Origin of the sequence: Amycolatopsis sacchari (assembly GCF_900114035.1) — a bacterium.
GTDB classification, from domain to species: Bacteria; Actinomycetota; Actinomycetes; order Mycobacteriales; family Pseudonocardiaceae; genus Amycolatopsis_E; species Amycolatopsis_E sacchari.
The window spans coordinates 169088-186772 of the sequence record NZ_FORP01000007.1 but is presented as its reverse complement, the minus strand read 5'-3'; the positions used below and the strand labels follow the sequence as shown (position 1 = coordinate 186772).

Here is a 17685-nt window from a genome sequence, read left to right as displayed (position 1 = left end):
CGCCGCGAAGCGGCTCCATTGAGGGCGGTGGCGGGGAAGTGGCTGGCAGTATCGACGTGGTGAAGAGGGCCTCGTGAAGGGCGCTTCCGGTGACCCCGGTCACTGCCGGGTGATCGGTCTTTGCCTCCCGGCTCGAAATACGACACACTTATGTTGTGAAAAACAGCGGCAAGCCCCAGGAGCCCGGCGCTCCCGGTGCTGCCGCGCCCGCCCAGGCCACGGCAGAGGGGCGGACGCGGCACGCCGTGGCGCGCCTGCTGCTGGAGGAGGGTCCGATGACCGCGGTCGTGGTCGCGGACCGGCTGGGCATCAGCCCCACGGCGGTGCGGCGTCACCTCGACGCCATGCTGGCCGACGGTGAGGCCGAAACGCGGGACGCGCCCCGGCGCGGACCGCGCGGGCGGGGCCGTCCCGCGAAGCTCTTCCTGCTCACCGAGGCGGGACGGGCGCGGTTCGGGCACGCCTATGACGACCTCGCCGTGTCGGCGATCCGGTTCCTCGCCGAGCACGCGGGCGAGGAGGCGGTCCGCGCCTTCGCGGAGCGGCGGGTCGCCTCGCTGGTCGGTCCCCACCAGGACGCGGTCACCGAGCCGGGCGAGCCCGCCCGGCGGGCCGAGGCCCTGGCGGCCGCCCTGACCAGGGAGGGTTACGCTGCGTCGACCCGTCAGGTCGGCAGCGGCGAACAGCTGTGCCAGCACCACTGCCCGGTCGCCCACGTCGCCGCTGAGTTCCCGCAGCTGTGCGAGGCGGAGACCGAGGCGTTCGCCAGGCTGCTCGGTACCCACGTGCAGCGACTGGCGACCATCGCACGCGGTGACTCCGTGTGCACGACACACGTCCCGGCGGACAGTCCGCAGGGACACCGAGCACGAACTCCGGATGGAGGAAGCGCATGACTGCCGCTGCCGAGCAGCGCAATCCCGCCACGCCGATGACCCAGGAAGAGACCATCGACTCCCTGGGCAAGTACGCGTTCGGCTGGGCGGACCCCGACGCCGCGGGCGCGAGCGCCCGGCGAGGGCTCAACGAAGACGTCGTCACCGACATCTCCGCGAAGAAGTCCGAGCCGGAGTGGATGCGCGAAACGCGCCTGAAGGCCCTCAAGCTGTTCGAGCGCAAGCCCATGCCGAACTGGGGCGCCGACCTGTCCGGGATCGACTTCGACAACATCAAGTACTTCGTCCGGTCGACCGAGAAGCAGGCGGCCAGCTGGGACGAGCTGCCCGAGGACATCAAGAACACCTACGACAAGCTGGGCATCCCGGAGGCGGAGAAGCAGCGCCTCATCGCGGGTGTCGCCGCCCAGTACGAGTCGGAGGTCGTCTACCACAAGATCCGCGAGGACCTCGAGTCCCAGGGCGTGGTGTTCCTCGACACCGACACGGGCCTGCGTGAGCACCCCGAGCTGTTCCAGGAGTACTTCGGCTCGGTCATCCCGGCCGGGGACAACAAGTTCTCCGCGCTGAACACCGCGGTGTGGTCCGGCGGCTCGTTCATCTACGTGCCGAAGGGCGTGCACGTGGACATCCCGCTGCAGGCCTACTTCCGGATCAACACCGAGAACATGGGCCAGTTCGAGCGCACGCTGATCATCGTCGACGAGGGCGCGTACGTGCACTACGTCGAGGGCTGCACCGCGCCGATCTACAAGTCCGACTCGCTGCACTCGGCCGTCGTCGAGATCATCGTGAAGAAGGGCGGCCGCTGCCGCTACACGACGATCCAGAACTGGTCGAACAACGTCTACAACCTCGTCACCAAGCGCGCCAAGTGCGAAGAGGGCGCGACGATGGAGTGGATCGACGGCAACATCGGGTCCAAGGTGACCATGAAGTACCCGTCGGTCTTCCTGATGGGCGAGCACGCCAAGGGCGAGGTGCTGTCGGTCGCGTTCGCGGGCGAGGGCCAGCACCAGGACGCCGGCGCGAAGATGGAGCACCTGGCGCCGCACACCTCCTCGACGATCGTGTCGAAGTCGGTGGCGCGCGGCGGTGGCCGCACCTCCTACCGCGGCCTGGTCCGGGTCGCGAAGCGCGCGCACCACTCGCGCTCGACGGTGAAGTGCGACGCGCTGCTGGTGGACAACATCTCGCGCTCGGACACCTACCCCTACGTCGACATCCGCAACGACGACGTGTCCATGGGGCACGAGGCGACGGTGTCGAAGGTGAGCGAGGACCAGCTGTTCTACCTGATGTCGCGCGGCCTCACCGAGGACGAGGCGATGGCCATGGTGGTGCGCGGGTTCGTCGAGCCCATCGCGCGCGAGCTGCCGATGGAGTACGCGCTCGAGCTCAACCGCCTGATCGAACTGCAGATGGAAGGAGCCGTCGGCTGACATGACGGTGGCAAGCAACAACGTCTCCGAGGCTGCGGAGGTCACCGTCCCGGCCGCGTCGCGCGCGGAGCGCTTCACCGGGTACGACGTCGAGGCCTTCGAGGTGCCCGGTGGCCGCGAGGAGAACTGGCGCTTCACGCCGATGAAGCGCCTGCGCGGCCTGCACGACGGCACCGCGGTCGCCGACGGCGAGGTCAAGGTCGACGTGGACGCAGCCCCCGAGGTGCGCGTCGAGACCGTCGGCCGGGACGACGAGCGCCTCGGCAAGGCGGGGGAGCCCAGCGACCGCGTCGCGGCGCAGGCGTACTCGGCCTTCACCACGGGCACGGTCGTCACCCTGCCGAAGGAGACCCGCGCGTCGAAGCCGACCGTGCTGCGGCTGACCGGCCCTGGCGAGGGCCACGTCGCGTACGGGCACGTCCAGGTGCGCGCCGAGGCGTACGCCGAGGGCGTGGTCGTGCTCGACCACCTCGGCTCGGGCACGTACGCCGACAACGTCGAGTTCCTGCTCGGCGAGGGCGCGAAGCTGACGGTCGTGTCGGTGCAGGACTGGGCCGACGACGCGGTGCACGTCTCGGAGCAGCACCTCAAGCTGGGCAAGGACTCCGCGCTCAAGCACATCGTGGTCACCCTGGGCGGCGACCTGGTGCGCGTCTCGCCGACCGCGACGTTCGCCGACAAGGGCGGCGAGGTCGAGCTGCTGGGGCTGTACTTCGCGGACGCGGGGCAGCACCAGGAGCACCGGCTGTTCGTCGACCACGCGGTGCCGAACTGCAAGTCGAACGTGATGTACAAGGGCGCGCTGCAGGGCGAGGACGCCCACGCCGTGTGGATCGGCGACGTGCTGATCCGCGCCGCGGCCGAGGGCACCGACACCTACGAGCTCAACCGCAACCTCGTGCTGACCGAGGGCGCCCGCGCGGACTCGGTGCCGAACCTCGAGATCGAGACCGGGGAGATCGCCGGGGCGGGGCACGCGAGCGCGACGGGAAGGTTCGACGACGAGCAGTTGTTCTACCTGCAGTCGCGCGGTATCGAGGAGGAGGCGGCGCGACGGCTGGTCGTCCGCGGGTTCTTCCACGAGATCCTGATGAAGATCGACGTCCCCGAGGTGCGGGAGCGCCTCGAAGCGGCGATCGAAAAAGAGCTCGAAGCCGTCGGCAGCTGACTTTTCACCACGAAGGACGAGAAGAAGACCTCATGGCCACACTGGAAATCAAGGATCTGCACGCCGGCGTCACGACCGACGAGGGCACGAAAGAGATCCTCAAGGGCGTCAACCTGACCATCCGCTCCGGCGAGACCCACGCGATCATGGGCCCCAACGGTTCGGGCAAGTCGACGCTGTCGTACGCGATCGCCGGGCACCCCAAGTACGAGGTGACCTCGGGCGAGGTGCTGCTGGACGGCGAGAGCGTGCTCGACATGACCGTGGATGAACGCAGTCGAGCGGGCATCTTTTTGGCGATGCAGTACCCGGTCGAGGTGCCGGGCGTGTCGATGTCGAACTTCCTGCGCACCGCCGCCACCGCCGTCCGCGGCGAGGCGCCGAAGGTGCGCCACTGGGTCAAGGAAGTCAAGGACGAGATGGCCAAGCTGGAGATCTCGCCCGAGTTCGCCGAGCGCAGCGTGAACGAGGGCTTCTCCGGTGGTGAGAAGAAGCGCCACGAGATCCTCCAGCTGGCGCTGCTCAAGCCGAAGATCGCGATCCTCGACGAGACCGACTCGGGCCTGGACGTCGACGCGCTGCGGATCGTCTCCGAGGGCGTCAACGACTACAAGGCCAACAACGAGGTCGGCGTCATGCTGATCACCCACTACACCCGGATCCTGCGCCACATCACGCCGGACTTCGTGCACGTCTTCGCGGGCGGCCGCGTCGTCGAGTCCGGCGGCAAGGAGCTGGCGGACGAGCTGGAGGAGAACGGCTACGTCAAGTACGTGGGCAAGGCCGAGCCCGCCTCGGTCTGAGCCTCCCACACCCGAACTGACACCAGGAAGGAGTTGGCGCGTGACCACCACAACGGCCAACACGCCTTTGGATGTCGCTGCCGTGCGCGCCGACTTCCCCATCCTGTCGCGCACCGTCCGCGACGGGAAACCCTTGGTGTACCTCGACTCCGGGGCGACTTCCCAGCGGCCGGTGCAGGTGCTCGACGCCGAGCGCCGGTTCCTGGAGACCTCCAACGCGGCGGTGCACCGAGGGGCGCACCAGCTGGCCGAGGAGGCGACCGACGCCTACGAGTACGCCAGGGCACGGACGGCCGAGTTCGTCGGGGCCGACCCGGGGGAGCTGGTCTTCACCAAGAACGCCACCGAGGGCATCAACCTCGTCGCGTACGCGATGAGCAACGCCGCCACCGCGGGCCCGGAGGCCGAGCGGTTCCGCGTCGGTCCCGGTGACGAGATCGTCATCACCGCGATGGAGCACCACGCGAACCTCGTGCCGTGGCAGCAGCTCTGCCAGCGGACCGGGGCGACGCTGCGCTGGCTCGACCTGACCGACGGGTTCCGGCTGGATCTGTCCAACCTGGACGAACTGGTGAACGAGCGCACGAAGATCGTCGCGTTCGTGCACCAGTCGAACGTGCTGGGCACCGTCAACCCGGTCGCGCCGATCGTGGCGCGGGCCAAGGAGGTCGGGGCGCTCACGCTGCTCGACGCGTGCCAGTCGGTGCCGCACTTCCCGGTGAACTTCTCCGCGCTGGGCGTGGACTTCGCGGTGTTCTCCGGGCACAAGATGCTGGCGCCGTCCGGCATCGGCGTGCTCTACGGCCGCCGCGAGCTGCTGGAAGCGATGCCGCCGTTCCTCACCGGGGGCTCGATGATCGAGCTGGTGACGATGGAGCGCACGACGTTCGCGCCGCCGCCGCAGAAGTTCGAGGCCGGGGTGCCGATGACGTCGCAGGCCGTGGGCCTCGGCGCGGCGGTGGACTACCTCACCGCGATCGGCATGGACCGCGTCGAGGCGCACGAGCACACGCTCACCGAAGCCGCCGTCGCCGCGCTCGCGGAGATCGACGGGGTGCGGCTCATCGGGCCGTCCGAGTCGAAGGACCGCGGCGCCACGATCGCGTTCGTGATCGACGGCGTGCACCCGCACGACGCCGGGCAGGTGCTGGACAGCCTGGGCATCGCGGTGCGGGTGGGGCACCACTGCGCGTGGCCGCTGCACCGGGTCTGCCAGGTGCCGGCCACCGTGCGGGCGACGTTCTACCTGTACAACGATCTGTCCGAAGTGGACGCGCTGGCCAACGGCGTGCGGGAGGCCCAGAAGTTCTTCGGGGTGGCACGGTGAACCTGGAGAGCATGTACCAGGACATCATCCTGGACCACTACAAGAACCCGCACGGCCGCGGCCTGCGTGAGCCGTTCGACGGCGAGTCGTTCCAGGTGAACCCCACCTGCGGCGACGAGGTGACGCTGCGCGTGAAGCTCGACGGCGAAACGGTCGCGGACGTCTCGTACGAGGGTCAGGGCTGCTCGATCAGCCAGGCGTCGACCTCGGTGCTGACCGACCTCGTGGTCGGGCGGCCGGTGGGCGAGGCGCTGAAGACGATGGACGCGTTCGTCGAGCTGATGCAGGGGCGCGGCCAGGTCGAGCCGGACGAGGACGTGCTGGAGGACGGCATCGCCTTTGCGGGCGTCGCCAAGTACCCGGCGCGCGTGAAGTGTGCTCTCCTGGGGTGGATGGCTTTCAAGGACGCGCTCGTCAAGACCGAGGGAGCGAAGGCATGAGCGAGGAAACGACGACCCGTGAGGGCCGCACGGCTGCCGACCTGCCTGAGCAGGCACAGCCCGCGGCCGACGTGGCCAAGATCGAGGACATCGAGGAGGCCATGCGCGACGTGGTCGACCCCGAGCTGGGCATCAACGTCGTCGACCTCGGCCTCGTCTACGACATCCGCGTGGAGCCGGACAACACCGCGACGCTGGACATGACGCTGACGTCGGCGGCGTGCCCGCTCACGGACGTGATCGAGGACCAGACGGCTTCGGTTCTGGTGGGCAACGCGGGTGTGGTGAAGGACTTCCGCATCAACTGGGTGTGGATGCCGCCGTGGGGCCCGGAGAAGATCACCGAGGGCGGCCGCGAGCAGCTGCGCGCGCTCGGCTTCACGGTCTGAACCGGCTGGACGGAAAGGCCCCTCTCCGGAGGGGCCTTTTTCGCACCGAGCGGTGTATAACGGCCTATACGGTACGGGCTTCCGACTTTCGCGGGTACTCGGGCCGCCCGCGGCGCCCCTAGGGTCGGCGCATGAGGTACAGGAAGGCGCTCGCCGCATCACTGGCGGTGACCGCGACCTTGGCGGTCCAGCTCGTGACGGCGACCGCGAACGCGGCGCCGGTGACCACGCTCCACTACAGCTCCACGGGCGCGCCGGACTACGTGACGCAGATCGACCAGGCCGCCGCGAACTGGAACGCCGCGGTCACCGACGTGCGGCTGGTCAAGGGCGGCACCGCCACGATCGTCTTCGCCGAGACCGACGACGGGCGGGGCTCGTACACGAACACCGACGGCCACGGGCACGGCCGGATCTACCTCGACAAGCAGCAGGTCGCCGAGGGCTTCGCGGTCACGCGCATCGCCGCCCACGAGCTGGGGCACAACCTCGGCCTGCCCGACCACTACTCGGGCCCCTGCTCGGAGCTGATGTCCGGGCACGGCCCCGGCACGTCGTGCACGAACGCCGTCCCCGACGCCGCGGAGGCCGCGAAGGTGCAGCAGGACTGGGCCGACGGCTTCGCGGCGGGGGACGTGCGTCAGGCGGAGTGACCGAGCGGCGCTCGCTGCTCGGGGAACAGCCTGCGGCCACGGAGGATCTCGACGTGCTCGGTGTCGGGCCTGCCGAGCACCCAGCTCGACCCCGGCACCGCCTTCGCCCGCTTCTTCAGCGGCGCCAGCCGCCGCGACGCCTCGCGGTAGGAGGAGATCGTCGCGGTCGCGCACACCAGCGTCGCGAGTGACACGGTGACCGGCAGGCCGTCCGCGGACCACGGCGTGTCCAGCAGCGCCGCGGCGATCGTGCCGATCTCGTCCACGTCGCACGCGATGAGGAAGTCGTCGCCGCCGACATGGCTGACCGTCGTCCGCTTCAGCCGTGCCGCGAGGTCGGTGAGGGTGCGGCCGAGCGCGCGGATCAGGTCGTCCCCCGCCGCGAACCCGGCGTTGTCGTTGACCGCCTTGAACGAGTCCACGTCCAGCCACGCCGTGACGAACGGTTCGCGGCACGCGATCCGGCGCTCGATGTCCCGCGCCACCGTGTCACTGCCCGGCAGCCTGGTCAGCGGGTTCAGCGCGGCCGCCTCCTCGACCTTCGCCTCGGCGACGCCCCGCACGACCTCGGTCACCAGCACCACCCCGACGCAGCGGCCCCGCTCGTCCACCACGACCACGTCGTCGCCCGTGCGGCTCCAATCGGCGTCGGTCACGAGCTCGAGCAGTTCGAGCGCGCCCGCGTCGGCGGAGATGACGTGCGGCGGGTCGGCCAGCCTGGCGGCCGGGCGCTTGGCGTGCAGCGCGTGCCCGTAGGGACCGGTGACCGAGACCAGGAACCGGGTCCGGTCGACCGACCACTGTGGACGGTGATGCTCGTCGACGCCGACGATGCCGGACGGGCCGTCGCCCGCGGCGAGCGCCGTGCGGACGTCGTCGCACGTCGCGTCGGCAGGCAGGGTGCTGGCGGGGCGCAGGAAGTCCCGGACGCGGGGCGCCGTCAGCGGACCCGGCCCCGGCAGCTCCCCGGGCTCGGGCGTGGCCGGGGTGAGCAGGTGCGTCCACGACACGCCGTCGGCGGCCGGGGCGAACAGGTTGCCCTGCGCGATGCGGACCCCCAGTTTCCGCACCGCCGTCAGCTGCGCCTCCGTCTCGATCCCGGTCGCGACGAGCCGGGTGCCGCTGCGGGCGGCGTAGTGCAGCAGCGACTCGACCACGGCGACGGACGCCGGGTCCGCCGGCAGCCCGCCCAGCACGGTCCGGTCGAGCTTGAGCAGGTCGGCCGGGGCGGCCGCGAGCAGGGCGAACGGCAGGTCGGCCCGGCCGAGGCCGTCGAGCGCGAGGCGGAAACCCAGTTCGGCGAGCCGGTGCAGCCCGGCCAGCAGCTGCTCGGGCCACACCTGGGCGAACGGCGGCCCGATCTCCAGCACGACCTCGCGCGGGCGGCGGTTCACCGAGGCCAGCGCGTCCAGCAGCGGGTCGAACACCGCGCCCGGCGCGGCGGCCGTGGTGGCGGTGAGGTTGAGGTGCAGCGGCAGCAGGGTCTCGTGATCGGCCTCGGCGCGGGCGGCCTCGGCGGCGAGCGCCACGTCGACCTCGGGCAGGCGCTGTTCGCGGCGGGCGCGGTCGAGCAGCTCGGCGACCGAACCCCGGCCGGGGCGGGCGAGTGCCTCGAGCGCGACGACACCGCCGGTGTGCAGGCTGTACAACGGCTGGAAGGCGAACCGGACCGACCTCGATGATTCGCGCACGGACCGATACTCGCCGGTCAGACGGCGTTTCTCCAGACTTGTCGGCTGATGTTCACCGGGGCGTCGCCGAACCGGCCGCGACCGGCACGGTTAGCCTCGACGCATGCACGATCCGCGCACGCGCCGCCGTGACGAACAGGCGGAGGCGGCCAGCTGGTCGGACCTGGCGGACAACCCGTTCCGGGCCGATCGCGACCGCATCGTCGTCTCCCCGTTCTTCGCCCGCCTCGGCGGCGTCACGCAGGTGGTCAGCGCCGCGGGATCCGGGCTGCTGCACAACCGGCTCACCCACAGCCTCAAGGTCGCCCAGGTCGCGCGCGCCATCAGCGACCGCCTGCTCGCCGCGCCCGACGGCGCCGAGCTGATCGGCAAGCTCGGCGGGCTCGAACCCGACGTCGCGGAGGCCGCCGCGCTGGCGCACGACCTCGGTCACCCGCCGTTCGGGCACCTGGGGGAGCAGGTGCTCGACCGCATCGCCCGGCACCGCTTCGGGCTCGCCGACGGCTTCGAGGGCAACGCCCAGACCTTCCGCATCCTGACCACCACCGACGTGCGCGGTCCGTCCGCGGTGGGGCTCGACCTGACCGCCGCGGTGCGGGCGGCGGTGCTGAAGTACCCGTGGGCGCGGCTGCACCGGCCCGACCCGCACCCGGCGACGATGCCGAACCCGCCACGTGGTGCGGCCGAACCGCCCGGCGCCCCGGGCACCGGCTCGGCGAAGTTTTCGGCCTACAGCACGGAACTGGACGACGTGGTGCAGGCGCGTGAGCCCTACGCCGGCGTGATCGAGCCGTGGCAGCAGACCGTCGAAGCGTCCGTGATGGACACCGCCGACGACATCGCCTACGCGATCCACGACATCCAGGACTTCCACCGGATCGGCGTGCTGCAGCACGCCCCGGTGGCCACGGAGCTGGGGCAGTGGCTGGCGAACGCGCTCGAACTGGCGGGGCTGGACGACGCGACGCTGGCGGCGCAGACGCGGCGGCCCGGCCGGTCGCTGGAACTGCTGCGCCGCCGCATGCACGTCCGCGACGCGTGGGTGGTGGACGACGACGCGTTCGCCGACGCCGTGTCCCGCGTGCGCACCGAGCTGGTGGACGGCCTGCTGGCGCGGGGTTTCGACGGCTCGATCGAGGCCGAGCAGGCCATCGCCGCGTTCTCGGCCCGCTGGACCTCGCGGCTCGTCGGCGGGGTGGTCGTGCTGGAGTCGCCGACCACCCGCTCCGGGCACGTCACGCTGCGGACCGCCCAGTGGCACGAGGTGCAGGTGCTGAAGTTCGTGCACCGCACCTTCGTGCTGCTGCGCCCCGAACTCGCGCTGCACCAGCGCGGCCAGGCGAGCCTGGTGACCACCCTCGTGGACGCCCTCGACGCGTGGCTGGGCGACCGTGACGAGGAGTCCCGGCTGCCGCGCCGCCTGCACGACCTCGTGGAGCTGGCGCACGCCGAGTTCACCGACCTGGCCGCGAACGCCCCCGAACTGCTCGTCGGCGCGACGGGGGAGCAGGTCACCGGAGCCGACGCCATCCGCAGCCTGGCGCGGGGCCGCGCGGTGATCGACTTCGTGTCCTCGCTGACCGACCGGCAGGCGGTTTCGCTGCTCGACGCCCTGTCGGGCCGGTCGTCGCAGCCCTGGTCCGATTCGTTCGTGCTGTGAGCAGGGTGCGGGACGCCGCCGGGGGCGGCAGGGTGGTCGAGGTTGCGCCGGAACGGCTCGGCGGCTGGTTCGACCGGTTCGCCACCCGCAACGGCGGCATCCGCGAAACGGCGGCGACCGACACCGAGGTCGTGGTGACGGCGGCCAACGGGACGACGGCGACGGCGGTGGTGCCGTTCCCGCCGCTGACCGGTTCGGGCCCGCCGACGGTCCGGCTTGCCGTGCACGCCAAGCGGTCCCGTCGCATCGGGCTGCTGCTGGTGCGGCTGGGCGCGCACAGCGTTGGCGTCGCGGAAGGTGGCAAGGTCGTGGTGTCGCGCACCGACCGGCACCACGTGCACGGCCGGGCGGCGGCGGGCGGCTGGTCGCAGCAGCGCTTCGCCCGGCGTCGTGAGGGGCAGGCGCGGCAGGCCCTGCGTGACGCCGCGGACGACGCCTACGAGGTGCTGGTGCCACGAGTGCGCGAGCTGGACGCGGTCGTGCTGGGCGGGGACCGGCGCGCGCTGGACGAGCTCCGCGCCGACCGGCGGCTGGCCCCGCTGTTCGAGCTGGCTTCGCAGCGTGTGCTGGACATCGTCGAGCCGCGGCGGGCCGTGCTCGACGAGGCGGCGGAGCGGGCGCGTGACGTGGAGATCCTCGTCCGCGACGCGTGAGCCCGGCCACCGGCGGAAAAACGGTGGCCTCCGCTCGTTACACTGGGTTTCGTGGGGTTCGAGGAGATCCAGCTGGAGTAGCGCTCCCGCCCGGCCTGGTGCCGGGCAGTCGAAGCCTGTCCTCATCCACCCCCGTTCCCGGGAGTTCCCTTGATCACGGCCACCGGCCTCGAGCTGCGCGCCGGTTCGCGCATCCTGCTCGCCGACACGACTCTCCGCATCCAGCCCGGCGACCGCATCGGTCTCGTCGGCCGCAACGGTGCGGGCAAGACGACCACGCTGAAGGTGCTGGCCGGCGAGGGGCAGCCCTACGCCGGTGAGGTCCGGCACGGCAGCGAGATCGGCTACCTGCCGCAGGACCCGCGTGAGGGCGACCTGTCCGTCACCGCCAAGGACCGCGTGCTGTCCGCGCGGGGCCTGGACGCGCTGCTGCGCGACATGGAGAAGGCGCAGACGGCGATGTCCGAGCTCGTCGACGAGGACGCGCGGGACAAGGCGATCCGCCGCTACGGCAGGCTGGAGGAGCGGTTCGCCGCGCTCGGCGGGTACGCCGCGGAGAGCGAGGCCGCGCGGATCTGCTCGAACCTGGGGCTGGCCGAGCGGGTGCTGGCGCAGCCGCTGCGGACGCTGTCCGGCGGGCAGCGGCGCCGGGTGGAGCTGGCGCGGATCCTGTTCGCCGCGTCCGACGTGGGCGCGTCGGGGCGGTCGGACACGATCCTGCTGCTCGACGAGCCGACCAACCACCTCGACGCCGACTCGATCAACTGGCTGCGGGGCTTCCTCAAGTCGCACGACGGTGGGCTCGTGGTGATCAGCCACGACGTCGACCTGCTCGACGAAGTGGTCAACAAGGTGTGGTTCCTCGACGCGACGCGCGGCGAGCTGGACCACTACAACATGAACTGGAAGCGCTACCTGGAGGCGCGCGCGACCGACGAGAAGCGCCGCCGCCGTGAGCGGGCGAACGCCGAGAAGAAGGCCGCGGCGCTGCAGCAGCAGGCGGCGAAGCTGGGCGCGAAGGCGACGAAGGCGGTCGCGGCGAAGAACATGGCGCGGCGTGCCGAGCAGATGCTGGCGAACCTCGACGAGACGCGCCAGGCGGACAAGGTCGCGCACATCAAGTTCCCCGCGCCGGCCCCGTGCGGGCGCACCCCGCTCACCGCCGAGGGACTGTCCAAATCGTACGGTTCGCTGGAGATCTTCACCGGCGTGGACCTCGCCATCGACCGCGGTTCGAAGGTGGTCGTGCTGGGCCTCAACGGCGCGGGCAAGACGACGCTGCTGCGCCTGCTCGGCGGGATGGAGAAGCCCGACACCGGCCAGGTGGTCGCGGGTCACGGGCTGCGGCTGGGCTACTACGCGCAGGAACACGAGACGCTCGACCACGAGGCCAGCGTGTGGGAGAACATCCGGCACCTCGCGCCGGACACGGGTGCGCAGGAGCTGCGCAACCTGCTGGGCTCGTTCCTGTTCACCGGTGAGCAGCTCGACCAGCCCGCAGGCACCCTGTCGGGTGGCGAGAAGACGCGGCTCGCGCTCGCGGGCCTGGTGTCGAGCGCCGCGAACGTACTGCTGCTCGACGAGCCCACGAACAACCTCGACCCGGCGAGCCGGGCGCAGGTGCTGGAGGCGCTGCGGAGCTACACGGGTGCCGTGGTGCTGGTGACGCACGACCCGGGCGCGGTGGAGGCGCTGGAGCCGGAGCGGGTCATCCTGCTGCCCGACGGCACGGAGGACCACTGGTCGGCGGACTACCTGGAGCTGGTGCAGCTGGCCTGACCCCGCGCGGCGGTGGTGCTGTCGCGGGGGCGGGGGTGGTGCTGCGGGGCTGGGGGTGATGGCCTGGCCGCCGGGGTGAGTGCTGGGCCGGGGGTGATGGCCGGGCCGCCCGGCTGATGTCACCGCCTGGGTGGAAGCGGTGGGCGGGCCTCTCGTGGGTGCGCCCCGCCGGGCGGGGTGGCTTGCCGAGGTGCCTGTGGGGCGAGGTGGGCTTGTCGCGGGTGGCTGCGGGGCGAGGTGGCCTGCCCGGCGGGGCGACCTGCCGAGGGCCTTGTCGCGGGTGCCCCCCTGCCGAGCAGGGTGACCTGCTGCGGGCGCCTGCCAAGGGCCCCGTCGCGGGTGCTTCGTGTCGGGCGGGGTGGCCCGCCCGGCGGGCGCCTGCCGGGCGGCGTGGCCTGTCGCCTGTGCTTCGTGTCGGGCGGGGTGGGAGCGCGGGGCGGCGGTGGCTGTCTGCTGGCGCGGGTTCCCGCTGCCCGGCCCCGTGAGGGGCGGTCGCATCCCGGCCCGGGAAGCGGCGGCAAGTCCCTCCCGATGTGGTAGCCACCCCAGCGCCCCGCGCTACCACGGCCGCCCCCGCGATCCGCCACAAGGCAGCCACCCCCGGGCCACGGCAGCTGCCTCCGCGATGCGCCCAGCCGCCCAGCAACGCGGCAGCTACCCCAGCCACCCCGCGGGCCACGGCGGCTGCCCCTGCGGTCCGGCAGCCGCCCCGCAATGCGGCAGCCAGCCCAGTCACCCCGCGGGCCACGGCGGCTGCCCCCGCGAACCGGCAGCCGCCCCGCAACGCGGCAGCCACCTCGGTCACATCCGGGCCACGACGGCCGCCCCGCGGTCCGGCAGCCGCCGCCGGACCGCGGCAGCGTGCCCCCTGCCGCTCGAACTCCGCCGCCCACCCCCATCGCCGCCCATCCCACCCAAAGCCCCGCCGGGCCCCGCCCCCTCCGGAGATGAGGCGTTCCGGCGACCGTTCCGCTATATTTGGTTCTGCGGCGAAACCATTCGTAGTTAGCCCTGCCTAAGATTTCCCGCCCGGCTCGACTATCGAGCACGCGGAGCCGTCGCTGGTCGCCAACAAAAGCCGCCTGTGCCCGAAAAGTGTGTCCAGGTGCTTAGTTGTTGTAGGCAACCACACTGAAATGGCCCAATATCGGCCGATTCCGAGGATTTTTTCGCCCGTCGCCTGGCAATCCGCCGCCGGGTGTTCGATCATTGCCTTTGCAGGGCCGCGCCAGGGCCCCGAACACTGTCTAGGAAGGCGGAAAGACGTGGCTGACCTGAAGAAGGGCGCGCGCATCACCGGCAACACCCGTGACAAGCTGGCCGCTGACCTGAAGAAGAAATACGAGAAGGGGGCCAGTATTCGTGCACTCGCGGAGTCGACGGGCCGTTCGTACGGTTTCGTGCACCGCGTGCTTTCGGAATCGGGAGTTCAGCTCCGGGGGCGCGGTGGGGCTACCCGGGTGAAGAAGAAGTAGTACCAATAGCGGGGTTCCCGTCTTCCGCGCGGCGGAAACACAGCATCGCGCCCAGCAGCACGAGCGGGTACACCAGATATCCGTAGCGGGTCGCCGGGGTGAGCAGGGTGAACGCCCCGAGCCCCACGGCGATCCGCAGCATCGCGTCCGAACCCAGCACCGGCGGCCGCCGCAGCAGCCAGACCAGCACGGCGACGGCGGCCGCTCCCAGGAGCACGAACGCGAGCGCGTTGCCCACGGGCCCGGTGCTCGCGATCAGGTGCCCGGGCAGTGGGCTCGCGGCGGGTGAGCGCACCACGCCGAGCCCGGCCGGGAACCGCAGCACGTGCTCGGTGAACGCCGCCGGATCGACCAGCAGCACCGGCACGGTCAGCACCGCGCCCGCGGCCACCAGCGTGGCGAGGAACCGCACCAGCGCGCCGGCGCCGAGCCGTGCCGCGACCAGCACGGCCAGCACCACCACGGCCGGCGCCACGATGAGCTTGGCGCTGACCACGGCCGCGAGCACGATCGCGGACGCGGTGGGGCGGTCGGTCGCGGCGAGGGTGACGGCGACGAGCATCAGCCCGGCGATCGCCAGGTCCGGACCCGCCACCGACCACGTCAGCGCGGTCAGCGGGCACGCCACGGCGAGCTGCGCCGCGCGCACCGGCACCCGGGGCATGCCGATCATCCGCAGCGTGAGCCACGCGCACACGCACGCGGTCACGGCGAAGGCCAGCCGTGCGTCGGTCAGCGCGTCGGCCACCGGGCTGCCGCCGAACAACGCGCGCGGCAGGCCGAACACGGCCATCACCGGCCCGTACGGGGTGTAGTCGTTGACCTCGGGCGGACGGCCGAGCGCGGTCACGTCCACGTAGGGCGTGCCGTGCCGCAGCAACAGCTCGGCCGACCGCTCGATCACCCACACCTCGGGCTGCGCGCTCCACGAGAACGGCGTGATCAGCCAGTCCACCCCGGTCAGCCGCCGCACCACGAGCACGGCGAGCGGCACCAGCATCGCGAACACCACCACCGCGGCCAGGCCCGCACCCCGCGAGCGCCACCAGCCGGGGCCACGCGGCTGCCGCCACAACCACACCGTGTGCGCCGCCGCGAGCCCGTAGCCGATCGCCGCGAACGCGCCCCACACGCGGAAGCCGTAGAACTCGGAGACGAACGCGGTCACCAGCGCGTACACCAGGCAGGCCGCGTAGAAGAGCAGGTCCAGCGCCAACGGCGGGAGAAGGCTGCGGGCGCGTTGCGACACGACCCCTCCAGCACCCATGAGCACGTAGGTTACCCGGCGGGAAAAAGCCGGAGCTGTTCGGGAAGCTTGCGTCCGCACCCGGCGTTGTCCAGGACATCTGTGCACGAAACCTGAAGTAATGTGAAGCTTCGGGACGGACTGGGAGGCAGTGTTGGACAACACCTGGTCACTGCTCAGCTCGGCGATGCGCCGCGCCGACGCACCGCGCGGGCTGGCGCCGGGGACCGTGCGGCGGGTGGCGCGGTTCGCCAGGCCGTACTGGCGGATGCTCGCCGTTTTCCTCGTGCTGACCGTGGTTTCGGCCGTGATCGCGGTGTCCACGCCGCTGCTGGCGGGCAAGGTCGTCGACACGATCGTCGGCGGGCACGAGGCCGGGCTGGTGATCATGCTCGCCGTGGTGGTCGCCGGGCTGGCGATCGCGGACGCGGGGCTCGGGCTCGTCGAGCGGTGGCAGTCCGCGCGCATCGGCGAGGGGCTGATCTTCGACCTGCGCCGCGCGGTGTTCGAGCACGTGCAGCGGCTGCCGATCGCGTTCTTCACGCGTACCCGCACGGGGGCGCTGGTCAGCCGGCTCAACAACGACGTGATCGGCGCGCAGCGGACGTTCACGGCGACGCTGTCGGGGCTGGTCACCAACGTCATCCAGCTCGTGCTCTCGCTCGGCGTGATGCTGACGCTGTCGTGGCAGGTCACCCTGCTCGCGCTGGTGCTGCTGCCGGTGTTCGTGCTGCCCGCCCGCACGCTGGGGCGGCGGATGGCCGACCTGCAGCGCGAGTCGGCGCAGCTGAACGCCGGGATGACGACCCAGATGACCGAGCGGTTCTCGGCGCCGGGCGCCACGCTCGTGAAGCTGTTCGGGCGGCCGGAGGAGGAGACCGCCGCGTTCGGCGCCCGCGCGGGGCGGGTGCGGGACATCGGCGTGCGGACGGCGATGCTCACGCGGTGGTTCCTCACGAGCCTCACGCTGGTCTCCGCGCTCGCGCAGGCGCTGGTGTACGGGCTGGGCGGGTGGCTCGCGATCCGCGGGCAGCTGCAGCCCGGCACGGTGGTCGCGCTCGCCCTGCTGCTGACCAGGCTGTACACCCCGCTGACGGCGCTGGCGAACGTGCGGGTCGACGTCATGACGGCGCTCGTGTCGTTCGAGCGGGTCTTCGAGGTGCTCGACCTCAAGCCGATGATCACCGAGAAGCCGGACGCCAGGCAGGTCCCGCCGGGCGGGGTTTCGGTCGAGTTCGAGGACGTGCGGTTCGGCTACCCGGCGCCGGACAAGTACTCGCTCGCCTCGCTGGAGGATGTGTCCACACTGGACAACCGCGGCGGCGAGGAGGTGCTGCACGGCGTGAGTTTCCGCGCCGAGGCGGGGCAGATGGTGGCATTGGTCGGCTCGTCCGGTGCGGGCAAGTCCACGATCGCGACGCTGCTGCCGCGGCTCTACGACGTCGACTCGGGTGCGGTCCGGCTGTCCGGTGTGGACGTCCGGGACCTGAGTTTCGCGTCCATCAAGGAAACCGTCGGCGTGGTGACGCAGGACGGGCACCTGTTCCACGACACGATCCGCGCGAACCTGGCGTACGCGCGGCCGGACGTGGACGACGACGAGATCTGGGACGCGCTGGAGCAGGCGCGGCTCGCGCGGCTCGTGCAGAGCCTGCCGGACGGGCTCGACACGGTGGTGGGGGAGCGCGGTTACCGGCTCTCCGGCGGGGAACGGCAGCGGCTCACGATCGCGCGCCTGCTGCTCGCGCAGCCGCGGGTGATCGTCCTCGACGAGGCGACGGCGCACCTGGACTCGGAGTCCGAGGCCGCCGTGGGCGAGGCGCTCACGCACGCGCTGGCCGGGCGGACCGCGCTGGTGATCGCGCACCGGCTGTCGACCGTGCGGGCCGCCGACCAGATCCTCGTGGTCGAGGACGGCCGGATCGTCGAGCGCGGCACGCACGACCAGCTGCTCGCGGCGGACGGGCGGTACGCGGAGCTGTACCACACGCAGTTCGCCGAGGAGCCGACCGCGGCGTAGGCGGTACGATTCGTGACGCCGCAGAGCCGGACTGCTGGGAGGC

Annotated in this window: 15 protein-coding genes; 13 read left to right on the top strand and 2 right to left on the bottom strand. The window is 71.7% G+C overall.

Features of this window, described 5'->3' with window-relative positions:
* The first annotated feature begins 155 nt into the window (after positions 1–155).
* From BMZ92_RS14665 to BMZ92_RS14630, 8 genes are all read left to right on the top strand, one after another.
* Positions 156–896, top strand: coding sequence for a helix-turn-helix transcriptional regulator (locus BMZ92_RS14665; RefSeq protein ID WP_177228699.1), 741 nt, complete (start codon positions 156–158; stop codon positions 894–896).
* Complete coding sequence (gene sufB, locus BMZ92_RS14660) at positions 893–2338, top strand: Fe-S cluster assembly protein SufB (RefSeq protein ID WP_091507430.1); 1446 nt, start codon at positions 893–895, stop codon at positions 2336–2338. Before BMZ92_RS14665 ends, sufB begins: the two co-directional genes overlap by 4 nt.
* 1 nt (position 2339) lies before the next feature.
* Positions 2340–3506 carry a Fe-S cluster assembly protein SufD gene (gene sufD / locus BMZ92_RS14655; protein ID WP_091507428.1) on the top strand — a complete coding sequence of 389 codons (1167 nt, stop codon included), beginning with the start codon at positions 2340–2342 and terminating at the stop codon, positions 3504–3506.
* A gap of 32 nt (positions 3507–3538) precedes the next feature.
* Positions 3539–4309 (top strand): Fe-S cluster assembly ATPase SufC, encoded by a 771-nt coding sequence (gene sufC / locus BMZ92_RS14650; RefSeq protein ID WP_091507425.1) that lies wholly within the window; start codon positions 3539–3541, stop codon positions 4307–4309.
* A 40-nt stretch (positions 4310–4349) separates the two neighbouring features.
* Positions 4350–5636, top strand: a complete 1287-nt coding sequence (locus tag BMZ92_RS14645; protein WP_091507422.1) for a cysteine desulfurase — start codon at positions 4350–4352, stop codon at positions 5634–5636.
* Complete coding sequence (gene sufU, locus BMZ92_RS14640; RefSeq protein ID WP_091507419.1) at positions 5633–6076, top strand: Fe-S cluster assembly sulfur transfer protein SufU; 444 nt, start codon at positions 5633–5635, stop codon at positions 6074–6076. The genes BMZ92_RS14645 and sufU overlap by 4 nt, the downstream gene beginning before the upstream one ends.
* Positions 6073–6465 (top strand): metal-sulfur cluster assembly factor, encoded by a 393-nt coding sequence (locus BMZ92_RS14635; RefSeq protein WP_091507418.1) that lies wholly within the window; start codon positions 6073–6075, stop codon positions 6463–6465. Before sufU ends, BMZ92_RS14635 begins: the two co-directional genes overlap by 4 nt.
* 131 nt (positions 6466–6596) lie before the next feature.
* Positions 6597–7118, top strand: coding sequence for a snapalysin family zinc-dependent metalloprotease (locus BMZ92_RS14630; protein ID WP_091507415.1), 522 nt, complete (start codon positions 6597–6599; stop codon positions 7116–7118).
* Here the strand turns inward: BMZ92_RS14630 and BMZ92_RS14625 are convergent.
* A complete protein-coding gene (locus BMZ92_RS14625; protein ID WP_091507413.1) occupies positions 7106–8809 on the bottom strand; it encodes a GGDEF domain-containing protein in 1704 nt (567 codons plus the stop codon). The two genes, BMZ92_RS14630 and BMZ92_RS14625, sit on opposite strands and share 13 nt — an antisense overlap.
* A gap of 103 nt (positions 8810–8912) precedes the next feature.
* Between BMZ92_RS14625 and BMZ92_RS14620 the strand changes: the two genes are divergently transcribed.
* The 4 genes from BMZ92_RS14620 to BMZ92_RS14605 all read left to right on the top strand — a co-directional run bounded on the left by BMZ92_RS14620 (position 8913) and on the right by BMZ92_RS14605 (position 14376).
* Positions 8913–10469, top strand: coding sequence for a deoxyguanosinetriphosphate triphosphohydrolase family protein (locus BMZ92_RS14620; RefSeq protein ID WP_091507411.1), 1557 nt, complete (start codon positions 8913–8915; stop codon positions 10467–10469).
* Positions 10466–11122 carry an acVLRF1 family peptidyl-tRNA hydrolase gene (locus tag BMZ92_RS14615; protein ID WP_091507409.1) on the top strand — a complete coding sequence of 219 codons (657 nt, stop codon included), beginning with the start codon at positions 10466–10468 and terminating at the stop codon, positions 11120–11122. Before BMZ92_RS14620 ends, BMZ92_RS14615 begins: the two co-directional genes overlap by 4 nt.
* A 150-nt stretch (positions 11123–11272) precedes the next feature.
* Positions 11273–12901, top strand: coding sequence for an ABC-F family ATP-binding cassette domain-containing protein (locus BMZ92_RS14610; protein ID WP_091507407.1), 1629 nt, complete (start codon positions 11273–11275; stop codon positions 12899–12901).
* Positions 12902–14166: 1265 nt separating this feature from the next.
* Positions 14167–14376 (top strand): helix-turn-helix domain-containing protein, encoded by a 210-nt coding sequence (locus BMZ92_RS14605; RefSeq protein ID WP_005437638.1) that lies wholly within the window; start codon positions 14167–14169, stop codon positions 14374–14376.
* Here BMZ92_RS14605 and BMZ92_RS14600 read toward each other — a convergent pair.
* Entirely contained in the window at positions 14354–15643 is a 1290-nt protein-coding gene (locus BMZ92_RS14600) for a DUF2029 domain-containing protein (protein WP_091507405.1), read from the bottom strand. The genes BMZ92_RS14605 and BMZ92_RS14600 overlap by 23 nt on opposite strands.
* A gap of 133 nt (positions 15644–15776) precedes the next feature.
* Between BMZ92_RS14600 and BMZ92_RS14595 the strand changes: the two genes are divergently transcribed.
* Positions 15777–17642 carry an ABC transporter ATP-binding protein gene (locus BMZ92_RS14595; protein WP_091507796.1) on the top strand — a complete coding sequence of 622 codons (1866 nt, stop codon included), beginning with the start codon at positions 15777–15779 and terminating at the stop codon, positions 17640–17642.
* Positions 17643–17685 lie beyond the last annotated feature (43 nt).

Bases quoted from the DNA above. Each gene is read 5' to 3' on its own strand.
- BMZ92_RS14620 (WP_091507411.1), top strand. From the start codon at position 8,913: ATGCACGATCCGCGCACGCGCCGCCGTGACGAACAGGCGGAGGCGGCC.
- sufD (WP_091507428.1), top strand. From the start codon at position 2,340: ATGACGGTGGCAAGCAACAACGTCTCCGAGGCTGCGGAGGTCACCGTC.
- sufB (WP_091507430.1), top strand. From the start codon at position 893: ATGACTGCCGCTGCCGAGCAGCGCAATCCCGCCACGCCGATGACCCAG.
- BMZ92_RS14635 (WP_091507418.1), top strand. From the start codon at position 6,073: ATGAGCGAGGAAACGACGACCCGTGAGGGCCGCACGGCTGCCGACCTG.
- BMZ92_RS14600 (WP_091507405.1), bottom strand. From the start codon at position 15,643: ATGGGTGCTGGAGGGGTCGTGTCGCAACGCGCCCGCAGCCTTCTCCCG.
- sufC (WP_091507425.1), top strand. From the start codon at position 3,539: ATGGCCACACTGGAAATCAAGGATCTGCACGCCGGCGTCACGACCGAC.
- BMZ92_RS14630 (WP_091507415.1), top strand. From the start codon at position 6,597: ATGAGGTACAGGAAGGCGCTCGCCGCATCACTGGCGGTGACCGCGACC.